The organism is Streptomyces sp. NPDC093225 (assembly GCF_044753805.1).
In the GTDB taxonomy this organism is placed as follows: Bacteria; Actinomycetota; Actinomycetes; order Streptomycetales; family Streptomycetaceae; genus Streptomyces.
Window position 1 is genome coordinate 34,740 of the sequence record NZ_JBIVNX010000023.1, and the last position, 22,286, is coordinate 57,025.

The 22,286-nt window shown below is 74.3% G+C and carries 21 protein-coding genes, 1 tRNA gene and 1 pseudogene; 13 read left to right on the forward strand and 10 right to left on the reverse strand.

Annotated features, from left to right (window positions below; all coding sequences use genetic code 11):
- The first annotated feature begins 24 nt into the window (after positions 1–24).
- From ACIQCH_RS21410 to ACIQCH_RS21435, 6 genes are all read left to right on the forward strand, one after another.
- Positions 25–756: a hypothetical protein gene (locus ACIQCH_RS21410; protein ID WP_402583067.1), complete on the forward strand. Its 732-nt coding sequence runs from the start codon at positions 25–27 to the stop codon at positions 754–756.
- The gene (locus ACIQCH_RS21415; RefSeq protein ID WP_402583069.1) at positions 753–2,273 is read left to right on the forward strand and encodes a tetratricopeptide repeat protein; all 1,521 of its coding nucleotides are present in this window, start codon (positions 753–755) and stop codon (positions 2,271–2,273) included. Before ACIQCH_RS21410 ends, ACIQCH_RS21415 begins: the two co-directional genes overlap by 4 nt.
- Before the next feature lie 215 nt (positions 2,274–2,488).
- A complete protein-coding gene (locus tag ACIQCH_RS21420) occupies positions 2,489–2,920 on the forward strand; it encodes a VOC family protein (RefSeq protein ID WP_402583071.1) in 432 nt (143 codons plus the stop codon).
- Between the two features lie 228 nt (positions 2,921–3,148).
- Complete coding sequence (locus ACIQCH_RS21425; protein ID WP_402583073.1) at positions 3,149–3,811, forward strand: NADPH-dependent F420 reductase; 663 nt, start codon at positions 3,149–3,151, stop codon at positions 3,809–3,811.
- 315 nt (positions 3,812–4,126) lie between these two features.
- Positions 4,127–4,828 carry a tRNA-dependent cyclodipeptide synthase gene (locus ACIQCH_RS21430; RefSeq protein WP_199922711.1) on the forward strand — a complete coding sequence of 234 codons (702 nt, stop codon included), beginning with the start codon at positions 4,127–4,129 and terminating at the stop codon, positions 4,826–4,828.
- Complete coding sequence (locus tag ACIQCH_RS21435; RefSeq protein WP_402583075.1) at positions 4,825–6,003, forward strand: cytochrome P450; 1,179 nt, start codon at positions 4,825–4,827, stop codon at positions 6,001–6,003. Before ACIQCH_RS21430 ends, ACIQCH_RS21435 begins: the two co-directional genes overlap by 4 nt.
- Before the next feature lie 187 nt (positions 6,004–6,190).
- Here ACIQCH_RS21435 and ACIQCH_RS21440 read toward each other — a convergent pair whose 3' ends face one another.
- Positions 6,191–7,486 carry a phosphatase PAP2 family protein gene (locus ACIQCH_RS21440; RefSeq protein ID WP_402583077.1) on the reverse strand — a complete coding sequence of 432 codons (1,296 nt, stop codon included), beginning with the start codon at positions 7,484–7,486 and terminating at the stop codon, positions 6,191–6,193.
- A 364-nt stretch (positions 7,487–7,850) separates the two neighbouring features.
- Positions 7,851–7,924: transfer RNA gene (locus ACIQCH_RS21445), tRNA-Pro, on the reverse strand.
- A 163-nt stretch (positions 7,925–8,087) separates the two neighbouring features.
- Between ACIQCH_RS21445 and ACIQCH_RS21450 the strand changes: the two genes are divergently transcribed.
- Positions 8,088–8,825, forward strand: coding sequence for a transketolase (locus tag ACIQCH_RS21450; protein ID WP_402583079.1), 738 nt, complete (start codon positions 8,088–8,090; stop codon positions 8,823–8,825).
- A gap of 337 nt (positions 8,826–9,162) precedes the next feature.
- Entirely contained in the window at positions 9,163–10,074 is a 912-nt protein-coding gene (locus ACIQCH_RS21455; protein WP_402583081.1) for a transketolase family protein, read from the forward strand.
- 41 nt (positions 10,075–10,115) lie between these two features.
- On the opposite strand, the gene ACIQCH_RS21460 is transcribed toward ACIQCH_RS21455, so the two are convergent.
- The 5 genes and pseudogenes from ACIQCH_RS21460 to ACIQCH_RS21480 form a co-directional block, all read right to left on the reverse strand.
- Positions 10,116–10,679, reverse strand: a complete 564-nt coding sequence (locus ACIQCH_RS21460) for a GAF domain-containing protein (protein ID WP_402583083.1) — start codon at positions 10,677–10,679, stop codon at positions 10,116–10,118.
- A complete protein-coding gene (locus ACIQCH_RS21465) occupies positions 10,676–11,329 on the reverse strand; it encodes a GTP-binding protein (RefSeq protein ID WP_402583085.1) in 654 nt (217 codons plus the stop codon). Before ACIQCH_RS21465 ends, ACIQCH_RS21460 begins: the two co-directional genes overlap by 4 nt.
- The gene (locus ACIQCH_RS21470) at positions 11,307–11,642 is read right to left on the reverse strand and encodes a DUF742 domain-containing protein (protein ID WP_402583223.1); all 336 of its coding nucleotides are present in this window, start codon (positions 11,640–11,642) and stop codon (positions 11,307–11,309) included. The genes ACIQCH_RS21465 and ACIQCH_RS21470 overlap by 23 nt, the downstream gene beginning before the upstream one ends.
- A gap of 197 nt (positions 11,643–11,839) precedes the next feature.
- A pseudogene (locus tag ACIQCH_RS21475) lies at positions 11,840–12,253 on the reverse strand (roadblock/LC7 domain-containing protein); the annotation flags it as partial.
- 62 nt (positions 12,254–12,315) lie between these two features.
- Positions 12,316–14,415, reverse strand: a complete 2,100-nt coding sequence (locus ACIQCH_RS21480) for an ATP-binding protein (protein WP_402583087.1) — start codon at positions 14,413–14,415, stop codon at positions 12,316–12,318.
- Positions 14,416–14,795: 380 nt separating this feature from the next.
- On the opposite strand from ACIQCH_RS21480, the gene ACIQCH_RS21485 reads away from it, so the two are divergent.
- The gene (locus ACIQCH_RS21485) at positions 14,796–15,887 is read left to right on the forward strand and encodes a hypothetical protein (protein ID WP_402583089.1); all 1,092 of its coding nucleotides are present in this window, start codon (positions 14,796–14,798) and stop codon (positions 15,885–15,887) included.
- 79 nt (positions 15,888–15,966) lie between these two features.
- Here the strand turns inward: ACIQCH_RS21485 and ACIQCH_RS21490 are convergent, their stop codons facing one another.
- Positions 15,967–17,502 carry an ATP-binding protein gene (locus tag ACIQCH_RS21490; protein ID WP_402583091.1) on the reverse strand — a complete coding sequence of 512 codons (1,536 nt, stop codon included), beginning with the start codon at positions 17,500–17,502 and terminating at the stop codon, positions 15,967–15,969.
- Between the two features lie 187 nt (positions 17,503–17,689).
- Between ACIQCH_RS21490 and ACIQCH_RS21495 the strand changes: the two genes are divergently transcribed.
- Positions 17,690–17,863, forward strand: coding sequence for a CsbD family protein (locus ACIQCH_RS21495; RefSeq protein WP_402583093.1), 174 nt, complete (start codon positions 17,690–17,692; stop codon positions 17,861–17,863).
- A gap of 90 nt (positions 17,864–17,953) precedes the next feature.
- Here the strand turns inward: ACIQCH_RS21495 and ACIQCH_RS21500 are convergent, their stop codons facing one another.
- Together ACIQCH_RS21500 and ACIQCH_RS21505 are read right to left on the reverse strand one after the other, a co-directional pair.
- Positions 17,954–19,174, reverse strand: coding sequence for an SRPBCC family protein (locus tag ACIQCH_RS21500; protein WP_402583095.1), 1,221 nt, complete (start codon positions 19,172–19,174; stop codon positions 17,954–17,956).
- A 3-nt stretch (positions 19,175–19,177) separates the two neighbouring features.
- Complete coding sequence (locus tag ACIQCH_RS21505; RefSeq protein ID WP_402583097.1) at positions 19,178–20,380, reverse strand: histone protein; 1,203 nt, start codon at positions 20,378–20,380, stop codon at positions 19,178–19,180.
- A gap of 183 nt (positions 20,381–20,563) precedes the next feature.
- On the opposite strand from ACIQCH_RS21505, the gene ACIQCH_RS21510 reads away from it, so the two are divergent.
- The 3 genes from ACIQCH_RS21510 to ACIQCH_RS21520 are packed head-to-tail and all read left to right on the forward strand — an operon-like array spanning position 20,564 to position 22,198.
- Positions 20,564–20,938, forward strand: coding sequence for a gas vesicle protein (locus ACIQCH_RS21510; protein WP_402583099.1), 375 nt, complete (start codon positions 20,564–20,566; stop codon positions 20,936–20,938).
- Between the two features lie 30 nt (positions 20,939–20,968).
- Complete coding sequence (locus tag ACIQCH_RS21515; protein ID WP_402583100.1) at positions 20,969–21,475, forward strand: gas vesicle structural protein GvpA; 507 nt, start codon at positions 20,969–20,971, stop codon at positions 21,473–21,475.
- 3 nt (positions 21,476–21,478) lie between these two features.
- The gene (locus tag ACIQCH_RS21520) at positions 21,479–22,198 is read left to right on the forward strand and encodes a GvpL/GvpF family gas vesicle protein (RefSeq protein WP_402583102.1); all 720 of its coding nucleotides are present in this window, start codon (positions 21,479–21,481) and stop codon (positions 22,196–22,198) included.
- Positions 22,199–22,286 lie beyond the last annotated feature (88 nt).

Consider the following 22,286-nt stretch of genomic DNA (forward strand, 5'->3'; position numbering starts at 1 on the left):
GACCGGGCAGGAGGGGGCGGGCACATGCCGGAAGACGGGCAGGGACGAGGGGCGGGGCGGGATCGCGGCGGGCGGTTACCGCGGGGCCGGCTGCGGCCCGCGCTGCTGGCCGGTCTCGGCACGGCCGTCGCGGCCACCGCCGGGGCCGCCGCGCTGTGGGCCCCGGACCAGGTCCTGCCGTGGGCGGGCGGGGTGGCCACCGCCTCCCTCGTGGCCTACCTGGGCCAGGTGGCCCCCACCCAGCTCGGGGCGGCCCTGGGCCGCCGCCGGGCGGAGCGCGACCCGGCCGCCGCCGCGCCCTTCACGCTGGGCGTCCGGGTCCAGCACCAGGACGTGGTCTCCGTCGCCGACGGCGACCGCATCCTCGACCTGCCGGCCGCCGGCCACACCGTACGGATCGTCCTGACCGGCACCGGGCCCCGCCCCGTGGTGCTGACGGGCCTGCGCGCCGAGGTCCTGGAGCGCGCCGAGCGGTACGGGGAACTCAGCCGGCACGCCGCCCAGATCACGCCGCGCGCGTTCGCCGTCCTGCTGGACGAGGACCCGCCGCCGGTGCTGCCGCTCGGCGAGAGCGACTTCCCGTACGGCCTCGCCGCGGACGAGACCGAGGTGATCGACGTCCGGGCCGACGTGGCCCGCGGCCACGTGCGCTGGGTGCTCTGGCTCGACTGGACCAGCGGTGACCGCAACGGCACCACCCGCGTCGACGTCGACGGCCGCCCCTTCCAGACCGTCGCCCGGACGGCCCCCGCGTGACCGGGCGACCGCGCCGGTACGCGCCCGTCCGGGCCCTGCTGACGCTCGCGGCGGGCGCCGCCGTCCTGCTGGCCACCGGGGTGCGGTCCGGCCCGCCGTGGGCCGCGGTCGTCCTGCTCGCCCTGTTCGCCGGGCGCGCGCCCCGCACCCCGGGGCCGCCGGTCCCGGCCCGGCCGCCCGTGGTCGAGGCGCCGCGCGCGCCGCGGACCACGACCGGCGGCGGGGCGTACTACGAGATCCAGATCCCGGTCCGGCCGGTGCCGGTGCGGGGCCTGCCGGCCGACGCCCCGTTCTCCGTCGGGGCGGCCGTGCACAGCCAGATCGTGCACCTCGCCTCACCGGACCGCACGGGCGAACCGGAGACCCTGCGCGTTCCGGTCACGGGCTGCAACCTGCTGCTCGAACTGACCGCCGGGGACACCGACGTCACCCTCCAGACGCTGACCGCGGAGGTGACCGGCAGCCGGCCGCTCGTGACGGACGGCATCGCCCTCTCCCACCGCCGGATGCCCGACCTGGCCTACAGCGCGGACCTCGTCGAGTCGATCCTGCGGTCCGTGGCCGCGCACCGGCCGCTGCGCACCCCCGCGTACGAGTTCCGCCTCGACTCCCCGGGGCCGGTGACCGCGCGCCCGGTCACGGCGTACGTACCGGCGTTCCCGCTCACCGTGCCGGCGGGCGAGCGCCGCGTGATCGTCTGCGCCCCGCTGACCGACTTCCCCCACCTGCTGCTCTGGCGCCTGACGGCGGAGGTCGAGTGCGCCGGCAAGGTCCTGCACCCGTACTGGCCGCTGCTGCTGACCGCCCGCACGGGCATGGCGGTGTACTCGCCGGGCGGGACGGCCGCCGAGCCCGTCCCCGCCCACCGGGTGAGCCGGGACCACTGGGCCCCCGACGCTCCGGTGCCGGAGGCCGGCCAGGAGGAGCTGCGCCCGTTCGTCGTCGCGGCGCACGTCTCGGCGGACGGGCAGGGCGTGGTCATGATGCCGGACCGGCCCGGGCCGGCACCCGACCCGCCCCGGGCCGCCGCCCTGAACACCGAGGGCGACCGACTGCAGGAGGCCGGGGACCTCGGGGCGGCCGCGGACGCGTACGCGACCGCGGCCCGGGAGGGCAGCGCGCGGGGGGCGTTCTCGCTGGCCCGGGTACTGCATCTGGCGGGCGACCGCGACGGGGCCGGCACCTGGTACCGGCAGGCGGCCGGGCTGCGCGCCACCGCCGCCTTCCACGCCCTCGGCGTGCTCGCGCTGGAGGGCGGCGAACTCGCCGCCGCGGAGCGGTGGTTCCGGCAGGCGATGGACGAGGGTGACTGGCACGCGGCCGTCGGCCTGGCCGTCGTCCTGCACCGGCGCGGCGAGCCGGCGCAGGCGGAGTCCCTGCTGCGGCTGGCCGTGCGCGTGGACACCCCCGACGCCCGCCGCCACCTCGTCGCGCTGTTGGAGCAGCAGGGGCGGACGGCGGAGGCGGCCGAGGTCCGCGCGGCGGGGGTGGCCGGGGCGGCGGACGCCACGGAGTGAGGGGCGCCTCCGGGGAGGCGCCGGACGGGGGGCGGACGCTCGCGGGGCCGCGAGGAGTGCGCGCGTTCGAGCAAGTCCGGCGTTCGAGGGGCAGTTGGCGTTTCGAGGTGCACCGGGGGCCGGGCTGCGCCACCGTGGAGCCGCCGGATCCGCCTGATCCGCCTGATCCGGCGGCCGGCGCCGCCGCCCGCCCCCCGATCCGCGAGGAGACCCCCGTGAACTGGACGCTCGAAGTCGTACCGCTGCCCGTCACCGACCTGGACCGCGCCAAGGCGTTCTACGCCGAACGGCTCGGCTTCAAGGTCGACACGGACACCGAGATCGCGCCCGGCACGCGCATCATCCAGCTGACCCCGCCCGGGTCCCGGTGCTCCGTCGCCATGCTGCAGGGCATGCCCTCGCTGCCCGGTTCGAAGGAGATGGCGCCCGGGTCGGTACAGGGCCTGCAGCTCTGCGTCACCGACATCGAGGCGGCCCGGGCGGAGCTCGTCGGCCGCGGCGTGGACGTCTCGCCGGTCCGCCACGTCGGGGAGACCGGCTGGCAGGACGGCAAGGGCGAGACCTGGAACTCGTTCATGTCCTTCGAGGACCCGGACGGCAACGGCTGGGTGGTGCAGGAGGCCCCCTCGGAGCTGTCGGAGCGCTGAACCGCCCGGCCGAGGCCTCCCCCGGACGCCCCTCGCCCGCCGTCCGTGTCCCGTGTCCCGTGGCCGGTGTTCCGTGTCCCGCGGCCGGTCGACCGCATCCGCAAGACCCCTCACCCGTCGGGGGGATCGTGCGCGGCATCGGGAACAGGCCCGCCGCGCCGCCGGTTCGAACTGACCGGCAGACGCACGCACGGCGTGGACACACGCGGAGTGGAGAGGTCCTCGGTCATGAAGATCGGCATCATCGGCGCGGGCAACATCGGCGGCAACCTCACGCGGCGGCTGACCGCCCTCGGCCACGAGGTCGCCGTCGCCAACTCCCGCGGCCCGCAGTCCCTGACGGCGCTCGTGGCGGAGACCGGGGCGAGCGCCGTCACGGTGGAGGAGGCGGCCCGCGGCGCCTCGGTGGTCGTGGTGACCGTCCCGCTGCGGGCCGTACCCGACCTGCCGCCGCGCCTGTTCGACGGCGCCGAGGCGGGCTTCGCCGTCATCGACACCTGCAACTACTACCCGCGGGAGCGGGACGGCCGGATCGCGGGCATCGAGGACGAGGGGCTCACCGAGAGCCGCTGGACGGAGCGGCAGGTCGGCCACCGCGTGGTGAAGGCGTTCAACGGCACGTACGCCCAGGACATCCTCGACCGGCCGCTGCCGGCCGGCGCCCCGGGCCGGCTCGCGGTCCCGGTGGCCGGCGACGACGAGGCGGCCAAGAAGACCGTACGCGCCCTGATCGACGAACTCGGCTTCGACACCGTCGACTCGGGCGGCCTCGACGACTCGTGGCGGCAGCAGCCGGGCACCCCGGTGTACGGGCTGCGGGCGGGCGTCGCCGAAGTCACCCGCGCGCTGGCCGCGGCGTCGCCGGAGCGCCCGGAGGCCTTCCGCGGCTGAGGCCGCGTCCCGCCGGCGAGGGCGGACGGGGCGGGTGGGGCTAGCAGGGCGGGAGGGGCGAGTGGTGGGCTCCGTGCCTCCCGTCCGCCGCCGCCATGCCCGCCCATGCTCCCGAAAGGCCGAAATGCCGGTACCACGCGCGTAGTCGGCGGATCGTATGAACGCGATCTTGTCATCCCGTGAACATCTTTCGACATGTGGACGATCGGTAGCGGACCGTAGTCGATCATGTGTAGGTTGTGGCCCACGCGCCGCCGCACCCTGGGCACGGGGCCCACACGGGGAATCGCGGCGCCAAGGATGCATCCACATCCAATGACCACAACCACTGCAGCGTTCAAGGTCGAGCCCTACACGCCGCACTGCCAGGTCATAGCCGACGAGCGCGCCCACGCCGTCATCGGCATCAGTCCCGGCAATTCCTACTTCTCTCACCAGCGCGTCAGTGACCTCGCACGCTGGGGGCTGGACAACTTCGACCAAGTCGACCTGATATATACCGACTTGTACGTGGCCGAAATGTACGAGGCACTCGGCTACACAGAGGAAGACGCCCGGCGCAAGGCCGTGAAGAACCTTCGCGGCGTCCGCGCCAAGGTGACCGCCGCCGTCGCCGACAACGACCCGTCCGGCGAACGGCTGCGCGGCCGGCCCATGTCGGCCCTGCGCGACATCCCCGCGTACCGGCGGATCCACTCCGATCTGAACGCGCGGCTGGACACCGACCCGGTCTTCCGCGAGACCTGCAACGCCCTGGTCGACATCTTCCTGTCGTCCAAGGTCCTCGACGGCGGCACCCCGACCCTGCGGCAGCGCCAGGTGTGCATCGACTACGTGTCCGCCGAGGCGCCGCTCTTCCTGGACACCCCGGCGATCATGGGCGTCGAGTCCTCGCTCAACTGCTACCACGCGGCCCTGCCCATGGCCGACCTGCTCTATTCGCGCGGCGCGGGGTTGAGGGCTTCCCGCAACCAAGGCCACGCCATCGTCACGCCCGCCGAAGGAGACCGCGCATGACCGCCGCCGACACCATCCTGGACTTCCCCTTCACGTGGGACGGGACGCAGCTGCCCACCGAGGTGCAGGAGCTGCCGCCCATCACCCGGGTCCGCACCATCGCCGGCGCCGAAGCCTGGCTGGTCTCGTCCTACGAGCTGGTCAAGCAGGTGCTGGAGGACGACCGGTTCAGCCTCAAGAACACCTCCGACCCGGGGGTGCCGCGCCAGTACGCGCTGACGATCCCGCCGGAGGTCGTCAACAACATGGGCAACATCACCGGGGCGGGTCTGCGCAAGGCCGTCATGAAGGCCATCAACCCCAAGGCCCCCGGTCTGCAGGAATTCATGACCGGGTACGCCGCCGAGCTCGTCGAGAAGATGCTCAGGCACGGGGCGCCGGTGGACATCCGCAGCATGTTCACCGACCCCTTCAGCGAGGCCCTGCACTGCCACATGCTCGGCATTCCGCTGGAGGCCGCCGCACCGCTGGCGGAGTCCCTGCCGATCGCGTTCATGAACTCGGCCACCGAGATCCCGGCCGCCCGGCTCAACTGGGACCGGGACATCGCGTACATGAAGGCCCGGCTGGACGACACCACCACCGGCCTGATCGGTGACCTGGCGGCGCTGCGCGGCACCCCCGGGTACGAGCACGTCTCGGACGAGATGTTCGCGACCGTCGGGGTGACCCTCTTCGGCGCCGGCGTCATCTCCACCGCGGGCTTCCTCGCGATGGCCATGGTCACGCTGCTGACGCACCCGGACGAGCTCGACCAGCTCGCCGCGCAGCCGGAGATCATGCCGCAGGCGGTGGACGAGCTGCTGCGCATCAACCTGTCCATCGGCGACGGGCTGCCCCGCCTGGCCATGGAGGACACCGTCCTCGGCGGCCAGGAGGTCCGGGCGGGCGAGCTGATCCTCGTCCTGCCGGAGGGCGCCAACTTCGACCCCGCGGTCTTCCCGAACCCGCACGTCCTGGACTTCCACCGGGAGAACTCCTCGGCGCACTTCTCCTTCGGCGGCGGCTCGCACTACTGCCCGGCCACCGCACTGGGCAAGAAGCACGCCGAGATCGGCCTCACGGCCGTGCTGGCGGCGATGCCCAAGCTGCGGCTGGCCGTCCCGGTCGAGCAGCTCGTCTGGCGCACCGGCTTCATGAAGCGCCTCCCGGAGCGCCTGCCCGTCATGTGGTGACTGCGCCCAGCAGCCGCGTGGTGGCCCGCGCCGACGTGGTGACCACATCCGCGTGACACCCGCACGCCGCCGCCCGCTCGCCCGGTCCCCCCGTACCGGGCCGCCCGGGTGGACGGACCGGGGTTACGACAGAGGCCGCTCTCCCACGTGGGGTAGAGCGGCCTCCGTCGTGCGGTGCGCGTGCGCGTCAGACCAGTTCGGGTTGGGTCTCGGTCTCGGTCTCGCGGCGTTGTTCCGGGATGCGGGCCTGTGCCGGCATGCGGTCCCAGGCCCTGGTGGTGCGTACGAACGCGACGGCCACCGAGGCCGCCGACAGGATGACCAGCGGGCCGAACAGCCACGGGTAGTCGGCCATCGGGGTCGACAGGTAGCGGTACGAGAGCAGCAGTGCCGTGAAGACCGCGGCCCCGTGGACGACCAGCACCGCTCCCTGACGGTCCCAGCCGCGGCTGAGCGCGCGCAGCCCGGCCTCGATGGTGAGCGTGAAGACCACACCGGCGACGATGTCCGCGCCGTAGTGGTAGCCGAAGCCGAGCGTGGCGCCGAGGGTGGCGACCAGCCAGAAGGCGCCGAGGAACCGCAGGGCGCGCGGGCCCTTGCGGGAATGGATGAAGATCGCGGTCGCCCACGCGGTGTGCAGGCTCGGCATGCAGTTGCGCGGGGTGACCCCGTCGAAGGGCATCGCCTGCGGGGCGGGGATCCGCGGCGGGGTGTCCGGCCAGAGGTTCGCCACCGCCCAGTGCCCGCCGTCCGCTCCGTAGGCGAAGATCGGACCGACCACGGGGAAGATCATGTAGAAGGCCGGCCCGAGCAGGCCGATCACGAGGAAGGTGCGCACCAGGTGGTGTGCCGGGAACCGCCGCTCGGCCGCCACGTCGCGCAGCTGGTAGAGGGCGACCAGGACCGCGCCCACCGCGAGCTGGATGTAGACCCAGTCGAGGACGTGGGCGCCGACGGAGCCGGTGGCCTCCACGATCCGGCCGGCCACCCACGACGGGTTGCCCAGCGCGTGGTCGGCGGCCGCCACGTACTGGTCGAGCACCGTCGGCCGGGTCTTCGAGGTGATCATCAGCCACGTGTAACCGGTCTTGCGCCCGGCCACCAGGAGCAGGGCGAGGCCGACGCCCTTGAGGAGCAGGGTCCGCTCCCGTCCGGTGCGACGCGTGACGGCGACGACGGCACAGCCCAGCGTCACCCACAGGGCACCGCTGCCGAACATCGACTCGGCGCCGACCGACCAGCGCACCAGCCAGAAGACCAGGTCGATGGCGATCGCCGCGCCGATCGCGAGGAACCGCTGCCGCCAGGTGAGCACCACCATCATCAAGGCCATGGCGGCGTACAGCACCGTGCCCGACCGGGGCGCGAAGATCACCTCGCGCGCCTGGGCGCTGACCGGGCCCGCCACCCCGTAATGGCGCGCCGCGATCTCCAGTGCGATGAGGAACCCGAGGGCCACCACACTCACAGCGGCCCACAGCACGACCCGTGGTTGACGCCACGCGGCGGATTTAATTCCGCCGTCTCTGCGCGAAATCACTCGCGATATCGCAGATATCAATTTTTCAGCCGATGTTCATATGTTCAACGTGGTCATTGTTGGCCCGAACATGTTAGCCGAGTAGGCAGGATCTGATCACGGGTGTGTCGAATGCGGTCATCGACTCCCCTTTCCCGCCCGTCTCGGCTGACGCGGTGGACGCGGCAGGCCCCGACCGGACGCACGGCCGCGGGAGGTTGCGCCGCGGAGGGCGACGGGGCCGCTTCGGGTCCGCGTCACCCCGGACGCACGAAAGGCCGTCCTCTCAATCCATGAGAGAACGGCCTCCGACCTGCGTGAAGCAGAGTCGGGACGACAGGATTTGAACCTGCGACCCCTTGACCCCCAGTCAAGTGCGCTACCAAGCTGCGCCACGTCCCGATGCGCGCTGACCTGGGGTTTCCCCCTGGCTGAACGCGCACGAGAACCATACCGCACTTCCCGGGGTGGTCGCGCGCACCTTTCGGGATCCATGATCGGCCGCCCTGATTCCATGATCGGGAGGAGTTGACCTCAAGTGGACTTGAGGTACGAGGGTGGAGTCATGACGCAGACGCACGCCCCCGCTTCCCCCGCTTCCCCCGCTCCACTCGCTCCCCTCGGTCCCCTCGGTCACGCCGACCTGGCCCGCCTCATGAGCCTGATGACCGGGGCCGAGAAGCACGGCCCGGCCGCCACCTCCACGCTCGACGCGCTCTGGGTCCTGTACGACCGGGTGCTGCGGGTCACTCCCGCCACCGCCGACGCGCCCGACCGGGACCGGTTCCTGCTGTCCAAGGGGCACGGCCCGATGGCGTACTACGCGACCCTCGCCGCCAAGGGCTTCTTCCCCGTCGCCTGGCTGCCCGACTTCGGCTCGTACGACTCCCCGCTCGGCCACCACCCCGACCGCGTCCTGGTCCCGGGCGTGGAGATCGGCAGCGGCTCCCTGGGCCACGGCCTGCCGCTCGCCGTCGGGACCGCCCTCGGGCTGCGCGCCCAGGGACGCACCGACCCGGCGGTGTGGGTGCTGATCGGCGACGCCGAGCTCGACGAGGGCAGCAACCACGAGGCCATCGCGTACGCCGGTTCGGCCGGCCTGGACCGGCTGCACACCCTCGTGATCGACAACGCCTCCGCGACCCACGGCTGGCCCGGCGGCATCGCGTCCCGTTTCACGGCGGCCGGCTGGACCGCGACCACCGTCGACGGCCGCGACCACGACGCGCTGTACGCCGCCTACACCGCCGAGCACCCGGGGCGGCCGCACGCGGTCGTCGCCCGCGTCGAGCCCAAGGGCTGATTCGGGTGGTTCGTCTGTCGTCTTCGCCTCGGCTTGCTGTGCCGTGCCGCCGGAGCTTGGGGGCCGTCCCGTGGTGTGTGGGTCCCCTCGGCGCTTGACAGGGGTGGCCTGCAGGCCCTGCGGCAGGCCCACCCCTGGGGCTCCGGGGCTTCGCCCTGGCCTTCGGCCACCCCAGGCCCGGGCCTGCCTCCGGACCAGCCTGCCCTACCGCCTCAAGCGCCTCCCCCACACACCACGGGACGGCCGACTCCCGCGAGTCCGTGCCACCTGCCCGCACCCTGCCCACCCGTCACATCAGTTCCACGCCAGTTGCACAGCAGCCCCAGAAAGAGTCGTCATGGACACGATGCGCGAGCGCTTCATCAGCACCACCACCCGCCTGCTCGACGAGGACCCGCGGCTCGCCGTGGTGCTCGCCGAGATCACCATGGACGGGTTCCGCCCGGCCCAGCAGGACCACCCCGACCGCGTGGTCAACGTCGGCATCCGCGAGCAGTTGCTGATCGGCGCCGGTGCCGGGATGGCGCTGACCGGCATGCGGCCGATCGTGCACACGTTCGCGAGCTTCCTCGTCGAGCGCCCCTTCGAGCAGGTCAAGCTCGACTTCGGGCACCAGGGCGTGGGCGGGATCCTGGTCAGCGCCAACGCCTCGTACGACTGGGCGGCCGGCGGCGTCACGCACATGGCCCCCGGCGACGTGGCCCTGATGGACACCCTCGACGGCTGGACCGTCCACGTCCCGGGCCACCCCGACGAGGCCGAGGCGCTGCTGCGGCACGCCGCGGGCGCCGGGGACGACAGGGTCTACGTCCGGCTGTCGAACCTCGCGAACGCGGCTCCCCGGGCGCTCCCGCGGCCCGGCGCGGCCACCGGCTTCCTGACCGTTCGCGAGGGCTCCCGCGGCGTGGTGCTCGCGGTCGGCCCGATGCTGGACGCCGCCCTCGCCGCCGTCGAGGGGCTCGACGTCACCGTCCTGTACGCCGCCACCGTGCGGCCGTTCGACGCCGCGGCCCTGCGCGCCGCCGCCGGCCGCCAAGACCGCGCCGAGGTCGTCCTGGTCGAGCCGTACCTGGCGGGCACCTCGACGGCCGCGGCCAACGACGCGCTCGCCGACCTCCCGCACCGGGTGCTCGGTCTCGGGGTCGGCCGTGCCGAGCTGCGCAGGTACGGCACCGCGGAGGAGCACACCGCGGCCCACGGCCTGGACGCCCGCGGCCTGCGGGGGAGCATCACCGGGTTCCTGGGGTGAGGCGCCGCGGGCCCGCCCGCGGCGCCCCCGGGCTCCCTTGATCAGCCGGCTTCCCGCGCCGTGGCGGCCGCGTCCTCGCGGGCGTGGAGCAGGGCGACCAGTTCCGTCGCCAGGGCCTTGATCGTCTCCAGCCCTTCGCGTCCCCACCGGCGCGGCTGCAGGTCCACCGCGCACACCGTGCCGAGCACGAAGCCCTGCCGGTCGGTGAGCGGGGCGCCGAGGTAGGAGCGTACGCCGCTCTCGTCGGCCACGGCGTTCGGTGCGAACCGTGCGAAGTCCCGTACGTCCTCGAGGACCAGCGCCCGGCGCCGGACCACCACGTGCGGGCAGTAGCCGTGGGCCCGGGCCAGCACCCGCCCCGTGTAGGCCCCGGCGGGCGCGCCGGCCCGGTGGTGCAGGCCGGCGAAGAACTGCCGGTCCTCGTCGATGAAGTTGACGGCCGCGTACGGGGTCCCGGCCGTCTCGCCGACCTTGCGCGCGAAGGCGTCGAGCTCCGCGTCGGCCCGCTCCCCCAGTCCCAGCTCGCGGAGCCGGACGGCGCGCGCGGGCGCCTCCCGGTCCACCGGCGTGAGCAGCAGGTGTCCGGTGGACTCGTAGTACGTCATGTCAGTTCCCCCTGGTGGTTGGTGGACGGCGGGCGCGCCGGCGCCCCGGCGAGCAGGTGACCGACCAGCGTCGCGAGCACGCGCGTGCCGGCGCGCGGCAGGCGGGCGTCGCACCGTACGACCGGGATGCCCGGCGCCAGCCCGACGGCCTCGCGCACCTCCTCCGCGGTGTAGTCGTGGCCGCCCTCGAACTCGTTGACGGCCACGACGAAGCCGATCCCCCGCCGCTCGAAGAAGTCCACGGCCGGGAAGCAGTCCGCCAGCCTGCGGGTGTCGGCCAGCACGACCGCCCCGAGGGCGCCCCTGCACAACTCCTCCCACAGGAACCAGAACCGCTCCTGCCCGGGCGTGCCGAAGAGGTAGAGCACGTGCCCGGCGTCGAGGGTGAGCCGGCCGAAGTCGAGGGCGACGGTGGTCGCCGTCTTCGTCTCGACCCCGGTCAGCGGATCGGTGGGTGCGCCGAGGTCGCTCAGCAGCTCCTCCGTGCTGAGCGGCTCGATCTCGCTGACCGCCCCCACGAACGTGGTCTTGCCTGCCCCGAAGCCGCCCGCGACCAGGATCTTCAGGGTGGTGGGCGGCGGCCCGCCCGGGTCCGGGCACTCCTCGGGCTCCCACCGCCGGCCACGGTCAGAGTCTTCTACGCAGGCCATCGAGCACCGCCCGGAGCAGGTTCTGGTCGTCGGCGGCGCCGCCGGCCGGGAACCGGGGCGCGCGGGCCGTGACGGCCCCGCACTCCAGCAGGTCGGACAGCAGCACCTTGGTCACCGCGGCGGGCAGCCGCAGCTGGGCCGCGATCTCCGCGACCGAGAGCGGGCCGGTCGGCCCGGCGCACAACCGCAGCACCAGGGCGTGGTCGTGGCCGAGCGGCTCACGGACCGGCACCCCGGTCGCACGGACCAGGGAGAGCAGGTCGAGGGGCGCGCTCGGGCGGGTCCGGCCGCCGCTCGCCGTGTACGGGCGCATCACCCGGCCCGCGGAGTCGTCCAGCCACGGCGGGTCGTGCGGGGGCGCCGGTGCCCTCACCGGTCGGGGGCCGCGGCCGGGGGCGCGGTCGCCGGCGCGGGCACGCGCACGGGCGGGGCGCCCGGGGCGGTCGAGGTGCCCGCGGTCGACGGGGTGCCCGGCGTCGCCGGGGCGGCGGTCGCCAGGAGGGTCCGTCCGGCGGCGGCCGCGTGTCGGGGCGGGGCCGCCAGGTACGGGCGGACGCTCTTGACGAACATGGCCATCTCGTAGCCGAGCACGCCCGCGTCGGCGTCCCGGTCGGCGAGCACCGCCAGGCAGGTGCCGGAGCCCGCAGCCGAGACGAAGACGAGCAGCGAGTCCAGTTCGACCACCACCTGCCGCACCTCGGCCCCGTCCCCGAACCGGGCCCCGGCGCTGCGGCCGAGGGAGTACAGCCCGGAGGCGAGGGCGGCCATGTGGTCGGCGCTGTCGGGGTCGAGGCCGTGCACGCAGGTGACGAGCCCGTCCGCGGTGAACAGGACCGCGCTGCGCGCGTAGGGCACGCGTTGCACCAACCCGCCGAGCAGCCAGTCGAGTTCGGAGAGCTGGGTGGTCTTCACGTCGCCGGACATGGCAGTGCGCTCCTTGCGGGGAGAGGGGGAGGGTCGGGGCGATGGGCGGGGATCGAGGGGGCTCACGGGGCCTCCGCGCCGGGCTCGGTGGAGCCGCCGCGGGCCGGGTCGGCGGCCATCTCGACCGCGGTGGCCTGGGCGAGGCCGAAGCCGCGCCGGAACGCGGCCATGAGCCCGGGGTCGTGCATCGGCTGCTCCACGTCGTCGGCGGGCCGTACGGCGGTCGGGGCGGGGGCGTCGCGCAGCTGCGGGACCACGTGCTGCTGGGCGCGGCGCCGGGGCAGCGGCGGCCGGGCGGGACCGGCGGGCGGCACCGCGGACGGCTCGGTGGGCCGGGGGTCGGCCGCCCAGGCCGGTACGTGCGCCGCGTCGGCCCGCGCCGGCTCGGCCCGTGCCGCGTCGAGCTGCGCCGGTACCGTCGCCGCGCGCGCGGCGTGCGCCCGTGCCCCGACGCCCGGCTCCGCGTACGCCCGCACCCGCGCGGCCGGCGTCACGGCCGGGCCGGGGGCGGGAACGGGCGGCGCGGCCGGGCCCGGCACCGCGGCAGCCCGGGCCGACGCGGGTGCCGGGACGGGGGTCGGGTCGGGGGTCGGGTCGGTGGCGGCCACCGGGGCCGGTTCCGCCCGCAGCGGCGTCCGTACCGCCGCGTCGTGGGCCCGCACCGGCTCCAGCGGGGGCAGGCCGGTCCCGCCGCCGGTCCCGGCGACGGTCGGGCCGGCCGCGTCCGGCTCCCCGAAGCTCCCGGCGGCCGGTGCCGCGACGGCCCCGGGGGCCGGTGCCGCGGGGCCCGCGGACGCCGACGAGCCGCCGAAGCGGTCGGCCGTCTCCTCCGGTTCGGCCCCCAGGAGGTCGCGCGGCAGCACCAGCACGGCCACCACGCCGCCGTAGATGTTCGTCTTGAGCTCGACCGCGATGCCGTGCCGCCGCGCCAGCGCGGAGACCACGAAGAGCCCGATCCGCCCGTCCGCCAGCAGGTGCCGGACGCTGATCCGGTCCGGGTCGCCGAGCAGGGAGTTCATCCGGTGCTGCTCGTCCGACGGCATGCCCAGCCCGCGGTCCTCGACCTCGATGGCGATGCCGGCCGTCACGCGCTCGGCGCGCAGCAGGACGTCCGTGTCGGGGGGCGAGAACACCGTGGCGTTCTCGACGAGTTCGGCGAGCAGGTGCACGACGTCCGCGACGGCGTGCCCGCGCACGCTGCCCCCGGCCGGGGGCACCACCTTCACCCGCGTGTACTGCTCGACCTCGGCGACCGAGGAGCGCAGCACCTCGCTGATGTCGATGGGCCGGGTCCACTGGCGGCGGGAGGCCGAGCCGCCCAGCACGGCGAGGTTCTCGGCGTGCCGGCGGATGCGGGTGGCGAGGTGGTCGACGTGGAAGAGCTCCTTGAGCAGGTCCGGGTCCTCGACGATGTCCTCCAGCCCGTCCAGCAGCTGGATCTCGCGGTGGACGAGCGACTGCAGGCGCCGGGCGAGGTTCATGAAGACCTCGACCTTCTGGTCGCTGTCGGAGTGGCCCCCGATCGCGGCGGTGCGCACCAGCGCGGCGTGCGCCTGCTCGCGGGCCTGCCGCAGCTCCTGGCCGAGCAGCCGGAACTCGTCCGCGCCGGCCGGCGCCGGGCCCTCGGGCAGCACCGTGCCCCCGGCCCGCCGGGGCGGCACGCTCTCGCCGCGCTCCAGCCGGTCGAGCACGGTGCGCAGCTCCTGCTGGCCGCGCGCGCTGGAGCGGCGCAGCGCCTCGCAGCGGTCGCGGACCGTGCGGGCGGCGCGGTGGGCCCCGAGCCAGGCGGCGGCCAGGGCGCCGGCGAAGAGCACGGCGCAGCCGGACAGGACGAGCCAGAGCCGACCGTCGGCCGCCGCACCGCCTCCGACCGCACCGGCACCCCCGGCCCCGCCGCCCCCGAGCCGGAGGCCGTCGAGCTGGAGGGTGAACAGGACGGCGGCGGCGCCGATCAGTCCCGCGGCCACGGTGGGCAGGACGGCGGCCCGGACCAGCTGGGGTCGTATCTGCCGGGGGGCGCCGGCCGGGGCCGGGCGCGCGGCGGTGTGGCGCGGGGCGGTTCGGTTCGCGGTGCCGGCGGTGTGCCGGGGGCCGGTGGGGCGGGCGCGCCTGCCACCCTCCCGGCGGTCGGCGCGGGCCGCGGGTTCGCGGAGTCCGGACATCGTCGTCCTCGGTACGTGGGGTCCGGACCCGGGAGGTCCGGCGTTGATCACCGGGAAGCCACGCTAGTCCGGACGGTCCGCCCGCGACCGGCCAGTCGGGGAACTTCACCGGCTTCGCGGGGCTGCTTCCAACTCCGGAAGGAGCGCTCGTACGGCAGCCCGAATGCACGCCGGGGCACGCCGCTGGCGGTCCGGTCCAAGGGGGCGCTCCGGATGTGACGCGCGCCGTCCAACAGCTCCCGCACGCCGTGGGCAGTCACTTTCAAGCCATGGTCGGGCCGAACCGCGGTGTGTAGGTTCCTCACCGCTGACGTGGGCCGACGGCTCGGATCCCGGGCGGCCCGCATTCGTGTTCTGCGGAGTTGGGGGAGGAAAAGGACGTGCGAGTTTCGCGATTCCTGAAGGAGTGGCGTACGCGGCTGCTGGCCGCGGGTGCCGCGCTGACGATGGCCGGCGGGGCCGTCGTACTGGCACCGGGGGTGGCGCAGGCCGCCCCGGCCCGCGGACTGGCCTATGTGTGGGCCAACTCCCCGAACTCGGCGCTGAACGTGCCGTACACGCCGTCCACGCTCTACAGCCGCAACTCGACGGGCGGCACCAACACGGTCGTCCGCACCGGAACCGGCCAGTACACGGTGCGGATGCCCGGACTCGGCCTGGTCGGCGGCACGGTGCACGTGACCGCGTACGGGTCGACCAGCCACACCTGCGGGGTCACCTACTGGGTGCCGGGGGCCGGCGGCCGCCTCGACGTGCACGTCAGCTGCTTCACCCGCACCGGTGCCCGGGTCAACACGACGTTCGACGCGAGCTTCGTCAACACCGCGACGGTGGGCGGCAGTCGGATCGCCTACGTGTGGGCCAACCAGCCCACCAGCGCCTCGTACACGCCCTCGACGTCCTACCAGTTCAACTCGGGCGGGTCGACGAACACCATCACCCGCCAGGGCGCCGGCCAGTACCGGGTGCGCGTGCCGTCCATCGGTGCGGCCGCCGGGCACGTGCAGGTGACCGCCTACGGTGACGTGGCGGCCCGCTGCAAGGTCGTGAACTGGTACCCGTCCGGGTCGACCGAGTACGTCAACGTCCGCTGCCACAACGCGGTCGGCCGGCTCGCGGACAACCGCTTCACGCTGACGTACGTGCGCTCCACCGGCATCCTGCGCACCACGCCGGCCGCGTACGCCTGGGCGAACCGGCCGACGACCGCGGCCTACAACCCGGCCGCCGCGTACGCGTACAACTCCACCGGCTCGGTGATGCGCATCCGCCGCACCGGCACCGGCACCTACCGGTTCGTGCCGCCGAACATGCCGCTGGGCAACGGGCACGTGCAGGTGACGGCGTACGGCTCCGACTCCGCGTACTGCAAGGTCGACTACTGGACCCCGAGCACCGGCGTCCAGATCCGCTGCTTCGCCCCGTCGGGCGCGCTGGTCGACACCTACTACGACGTGGCCTTCCAGCGCTGACCCCGGCCCCGTGCACGACGCTCCTGCCCGGCCCGCGCCCGCGGGCCGGGCAGGACCCGTTCCGGGGCGGCGGGAGCCGTCACGGGGCGTAGAGCCGGGGCGGGTCGACGAGCTCGACCTCGCCGCGGGCGGCCGCGGCGTGCAGGTCGCCGCTGAAGCCCCGGGTGCCGAAGAGGAGGAGGCGGACGTCCCCGGCCGGTGCCCGGGCCGGCTCCGCCGACCGGGCGGCCAGGGCGCGCAGACGCTCGAGGTGGCCCGCGTCCATGGGCGTGCCCCAGCGGGCCAGTCCGAGGGCGAGGGGCGGTCCGGCCGTGTCCCCGGCCGGCCGTACGACGACCTCGGCCGCCGTCGCGTCCGGTGCGCCGGTGGGGCGGTCGGGTTCCCGGGGGTCGGCCGGAGAGCCGTACACCGCCGTGACGGGGCCCTCGGCGCCGAGCAGGGCGGGACCGGCGAAGCGCGCCGCCCACTGCCGGCAGACGTGGCCGAACTGGGGCTCCACGACGTACGCCGTGAAGTCGTCGCGGGCCGCGCGCCACACCGACGCGGCGTCCGCCTGCTCCAGCTCGGTGCGCCGGGGGCGGGCCACGGCGTGCTCGAACGCGAGGAGTTGGTCGGTGATCCGGTGCCGGGTGACGGCCGGCCGCAGCCCGTCCGGCTCGGACCGCAGCACCCCGTGGTCGCGGAGCAGGGTGAGCGCGCGCGAGACGTCGGCGAGCTGCTGTCCGAGGAAGGTCGCCACCTCGCCCTGGGTGGTGCGGCCCGTGGCCAGCGCGGTGAGCACGGAGTGGCAGATCCCCGGGGTCGCCTGTGCGACCTCCTCGTCCACGAGGTGGCGGGCCTCGGCGAACAGCGGGGTCCGCGGGCTGAGCACGGTGCGGCAGACCCAGTCGTCGAAGTCGTCGAGGTCCCGGGGCACGTCCTCGCTCACGTAGTCGTACCGGTAGGCCGGGGTCCCGCCGACCACCGCGTGCACCAGGAGCGCCAGCTCGGGGTCGTCGAGGCCCCACAGGCGCGCCGCGCCGCGGTAGTCCAGCGGCCGCACCTCGAGCCGCAGGCCGGCCAGGGCGTGCAGGTGCGAGCCGACCGTGAACAGCCGGCCCATGACCGGTCCGGTCTCCCCGCTGAGCACCAGGCGCACGCGGTTCGTGCGCGGTGCGACCTCCAGCCGGTGCAGGGCGGCGCGGAGGGCCGCGGGCAGCGTCGGGTTCGACGTCACCAGGGCGGGGAAGGAGTCGACGACCACGAGGTACGGCCGGTCGTCGCCGAGCGCGAAGAGGGCGTCGAGCGCCTGGTCCCAGTCCTGCCAGGCGGGCCCGTCGGACTGCGGATCGGCGTGCCGCTCGTACTCGGTACGGAGCCGCCGCAGCGTCTCCGCCTCGGTGGCCTGCTGCCCGCAGAAGTAGAGGCCCCCGGTGGACCGGGCCATCGCTTCGAGCAGGAGGCTCTTGCCCTGGCGGGGGCGGCCGCGCACCATCCCGAGGCGCGGCGCCGGCGTCGGGTCGTCGGCGAACGCGCCGAGGGCGGCCCATTCGTCGTCCCGGTCGAAGAGCCGGTCCGGCTTCACGTGTTCCGGCGCGGCGGCGTACGCCGCTCGCCCTCTGTGTGCGGTGTTCACGCTGTGCACCTCCGCAGCCTGCGGCCCGTGTCCATTGTCGGCCGCCGGGCCTGCGGACGCGCGGCGGGCACGGGATCCGCGGGTCCGCCGCACCGGGGATGCAGCGGGAACGCGTCGAGGATGCATCAGGCGTGTTCGTCCGGGTATGCGCGCGGTGCCTATAGCCCCGTTGTGGAGGTGGCTGGACATGGCCGCAGGGAAGAAGGCCAAGAACGTCGGCAAGACCGTCAAGGGCAAGACCGAGGAGGTCACGGGCAAGGCCCTGGGCAACGAGAGGATGGAGATGAAGGGCCGCGCCGACCAGATCAAGGGTGACGCGAAGCAGACCGCCCAGAAGGCGAAGGACACGCTGAAGCACTGAACGTGGTCGGACGGACCCCCTACGACGAGGCCGACGGCGATCCGCCGTCGGCCTCGTCGCGCGCCCGGAGGGGGCCCGGGGCGCTGGGGCTCAGCGCCGGCGGCGGGGCGGTTCGTCCTCCTCTTCGGGCGCCTCGTCCTCGTCCTCGTATCCGCCCGCGTCCTCGTCCTCGTCCTCGTCCTCGTCCTCGTAGTCGTCCCCGGCTTCCTCCTCGTCCTCGGCTTCGGGCCCGGCTTCGTCCTCGGCCCGACCGCCTTCCTCCTCGCCCCCGTCCTCGTCGTAGTCCCGCTCGTCCTCGTCCTCGTAGTCGTCCTCGTACCCGGCCTCGTCCTCTCCCCCGGCCCCTTCCTGTTCGTCCTCGGGCCGTGCTTCGTCCTCGGGGAAGTCCTCGTCCTGCCCGGCCTCGTCGCCCTCCGCCCCTTCGGCCTCGGACTCCTCGGCCGCGGCCTGCTCCTCCTCGAGGGCGTCCTCGTGGCTGACGACGACCTCGCCGTCCTGGATCTCCCCGCGCCAGCCGTCGGGCTCCTCGTTGGAGAGGGTGACGAAGCGGCTGAAGTGCTTGAGGTCCAGCCGCATCCGACGGCCCTGGGCGCGCCACAGGTTCCCGGTCCGTTCGAACAGGCCGGACGGGTAGTACTCCACGACCAGCACGATCCGGGTGAGGGCGGGAGCCAGCTCGTGGAAGCTCACGCAGCCGCGGGTGGTGCCCTTGGGGCCGTCGGAGCTCCAGATGATGCGGTCGTCGGGGACCTGCTCCTGGACGGTGGCCTTCCACGTCCGGGTGGACGGGCCGACCTTGACCTTCCAGTCGGTGGTCGTGTCGTCACCCTGCGAGACGCTGCGGACGCCCTTGGCGAAGCTGCTGAAGTCCTCGTACTGGGTCCAGTGGTCGTACGCGGTGCGCAGCGGCACCCCGACGTCGATGAACTCCACGATGTTGATGGCCTTCGTGCCGGCCTTGCGGCTCCGGCCCTTGCCTCCGCCCCCGTCACCGTCCCCTCCCCCGCCTCCGAACAGACCGGAGCCGGCGTCCATGACCTTGTCCTTGATCCCGGAGAAGGTCTGACCGAGGACCGCCTTGGCGGGTGAGTCGCCGCCGAGGATGCGGGTTCCGATCCCGGCCAGCGACCCCCCGTTCTCGGCGACGTCGTAGAGGCCGTCGGTGAGGTCGTCGACCTTGTCGATGGCCCGGTCCGCGAGCTGCCCGGCCTGCGCGGTGAGGTAGCCGCCGACCTCCTCCAGCAGCCGGTCCAGACCCGACTGGCCGTCCTTGGCGCCCTGGGAGTCCTGTTCCCGTTGCTTGGTGGCCATGCTTCACCTCCGCGCGCTCGGCCGGCGAGCGGCCGTCTTCTTCGTGGCGGCCTTCTTCGCCGCGGTCCTGGACGACGAAGGGCTCGACCCGCCGCCGCGCGCCGAAGCGGTCTTCTTCGCCGGGGCCTTCTTCGCCGCGGCCTTCTTGGCGGGGGCCCTGTTGGCGGGGGCCCTCTTGGCGGGGGCCCTCTTGGCAGGGGCCTTCTTGGCGGGGGCCTTCTTCGCCGGAGCCTTCTTCGCGGCGGTCCTGCTCCCCGAGGTGCTGCTCGCGGAGGTGCTGCTCGCGGAGGTCCTGGTCCCGGAGGCCTTCTTCGCGGGGGCCTTCTTCGGTTCCGCCTTCTTCGCGGTCGGACTCTTGGCGGCCCCTCCGCTCGCGGACTTCTCCGCGCCCGCCGTCTTCGTCCCCGTCGCCCTCGTCCCCGCCGTCTTCCTCGCGGCGGTCCGCTTCGCGGCCGGGGTCCGCTGCTTCGGCTCGGACGAGGGTGCCCTGGCGGCCGTGCCGCCCGAGCCCGTGCCCGCCGAACCGCCGCGCGTACCGCTGCCGGCCGAGGTCCGTCTGCGGGAGGCGGGCTTCTCGCCGCCACCGGAGTCCTTCGGCGCCGCCTTGCGGGCCGAGGTGCTGCGCCGCCGTTGCCGGGGTGCCTCTCGCTCGTCCCCGGGCCCGGCCTCTTCCTCGGCCTCCCCGGCGGTCTCCTCGTCCTCCGCGCGGTCGGCCTCGCGCCCGCCCTCCTCCTCGTCCTCGTAGCCGTCCTCGTCCTCGTCCTCGTATCCGTCCCGGTCCCCGTCCCGGTCGTCCCCGTACGCGCCGTCGTCCTCGTTCTCGTCGTACTCGTCGTCGTACGCGGCCTCCTCCTCGTCCTCGTCCTCGTCCTCCGCACGGTCGTCGTTCCCCCCGCTCTCGAGGGCGAGAGTGCGCTCGTGGAGGGTGTCGGCGAGTGAGGCCAGGCGGCGGTCGGCGGCGGCCTTCAGTGCCTTGCGGCCGGCGTCCATCGCCTCACCGGAGAGCTGCTCGCCGAGTTCGGCGACCTGCGGCATCTCGCCGAGCTTCTTCAGTCCCTGTACCGCGAGCTCCTTGGGGTCGAGGCCGAGCCGGCGGCCCGCTGCGTACGTCGCCAGGCTGAGGGCCAGGCGTCCCTTCTTGACCCGCCCCAGTACGTAGCCGCCGAGGACGGCTGCCGCCAGGGCGATCTTGGTGATGTCCTGCATGTGCCTTATCCCTTCACCGGTGCACGTGTGATGCGGGTCGGTCGCCTTTACACGGGGCTGCTCGACCCGGCGCGAGATATGCACATGAATGCCGGAAAAGTTCTTTTGATCCCGAAGTACCCGTTTGGTTCGCAGCCCAGGGGGCAACCGCACCAACCGTCCGGCTCGTGAGGGGAGTGGTCCATGGCCGCGGCAGACCCGAAGCGCCGGCGACGCGCCCTCCCCGAGCAGGGCGACGACGACCAGGACGTCCGCACCGACCGCACCCGGCGCCCGGACGGCCGCGCGCGGCGGCGTGCCACGGGCGCGGCCACGGCCATGCGCCTCGCCGTCGGCCAGCTCGCGGAGCTGCTGGGCCGCAGCCCGGAATCGGTGTCGGCCCTCCGCCCCACCGAGGACGGCTGGGAGGCGCAGGTCGAGGTCGTCGAGCTGGCCCGTATCCCCGACACCACCAGCGTCATGGCCAGTTACAGGGTCACGCTGGACGGGGACGGCGAGCTGGTCTCCTACGAGCGGACGCGACGGTACAGCCGAGGAATGATCGACCGGCCGACCTGACACGTCGGCCTCGTGTGGAGGAATGCGCCCATGACTGTGATGCCGCAAGGCGGGAACACCATCAGCGGCTCGGGCGGCTACCAGGCCGGCCGGAGCGGCACGAGCAGCCTGTACGACGTCCTCGAACTGATCCTCGACCGCGGTCTCGTGATCGACGTCTTCGTCCGCGTCTCGCTGGTGGGCATCGAGATCCTGAAGATCGACGCGCGGATCGTCGTGGCCAGCGTCGACACCTACCTGCGCTTCGCCGAGGCCTGCAACCGGCTCGACCTGGAGGCGGGCGCGAAGCGGCCCGAACAGCTGACCGACCTGGTCGGGGACGTGATGGAGAGCGGGGCGAGCGGCAAGTCCAAGGGCGCCCTGAGCGGAGCCGTGGAGGCCGTGAGGGAGTCCCTGACGAGTGGCTCGAAGGACTCCCGCGAGGAGTCCGAGGCGGCGGAGGAGGACGAGGACGAGGACGAGGCCCGGGAAGAGGTGGAGCCGGTCCGCCGCCGCCGTCGCCCGGCACGCCGGGAGCGGGAGACGGAGAGGGAGTAGACGATGGCTGTGTACGTGTACTCGATCGTGGCCGACGGGCACCCCTGCCGCCTGGACGGGCTGACGGGCGTCGGTTCCGAAACCGGGCCGCTGCGGACCGTCACCGCGGCGGGGCTGCGCGCGGTGGTCAGCGACGTGGACGAGGCGGTCCGGCCCGCCCGGCGGGACCTGACCGCCCACCAGGCCGTCCAGGAACGCCTCCTGGCCGACGGCACGGTCCTGCCGCTCAGGTTCGGGTACACCGCCCCGGACACGGGCGCGGTCGAGGCCGCCCTGGAAGCGGGCGCGGCCTCGTACCTCGACACCCTGGGGCGGCTGCAGGGCTGCGCGGAGTACCACGTCAAGGCCTCCCGCGACGAGGAGTCGCTCCTGCGCGAGATCCTCGACGGCTCCGGCCGGGCACGGCTGCTCAACGACCGCATCCGGGCCGGCGACGCCGATCCGCGCCTGCCCCTGCAGCTCGGGGAGCTCGTCGCGGCGGAGGTGCGCGACAGGCAGGAGGCGCTGGCCGCCGACCTCGTACGGGAGTTGGTCCCGTACGCGCGGGAGCATGCCGTGCATCCTCCGGCCGGGGACGGCGGCGTCCTCGGGGTGTCCCTGTCGCTGCTGGTCGCCGACGACCGGCAGGCGCGGCTCCGCGAGGCCGAGGCGGACCTGGCCGAGCGGGCCGGTGGCGTGGACCTGCGGCTGATCGGGCCGCTGCCGCCGTACAGCTTCGTGTGACGCCGAGTGGAGCGTGGCGCAGGGTGCGTGACGCGCGCGACGCCGCGACCGGGTGGCAGCGCCGCCGCCCCGGTCCGCGGCCGGAAGG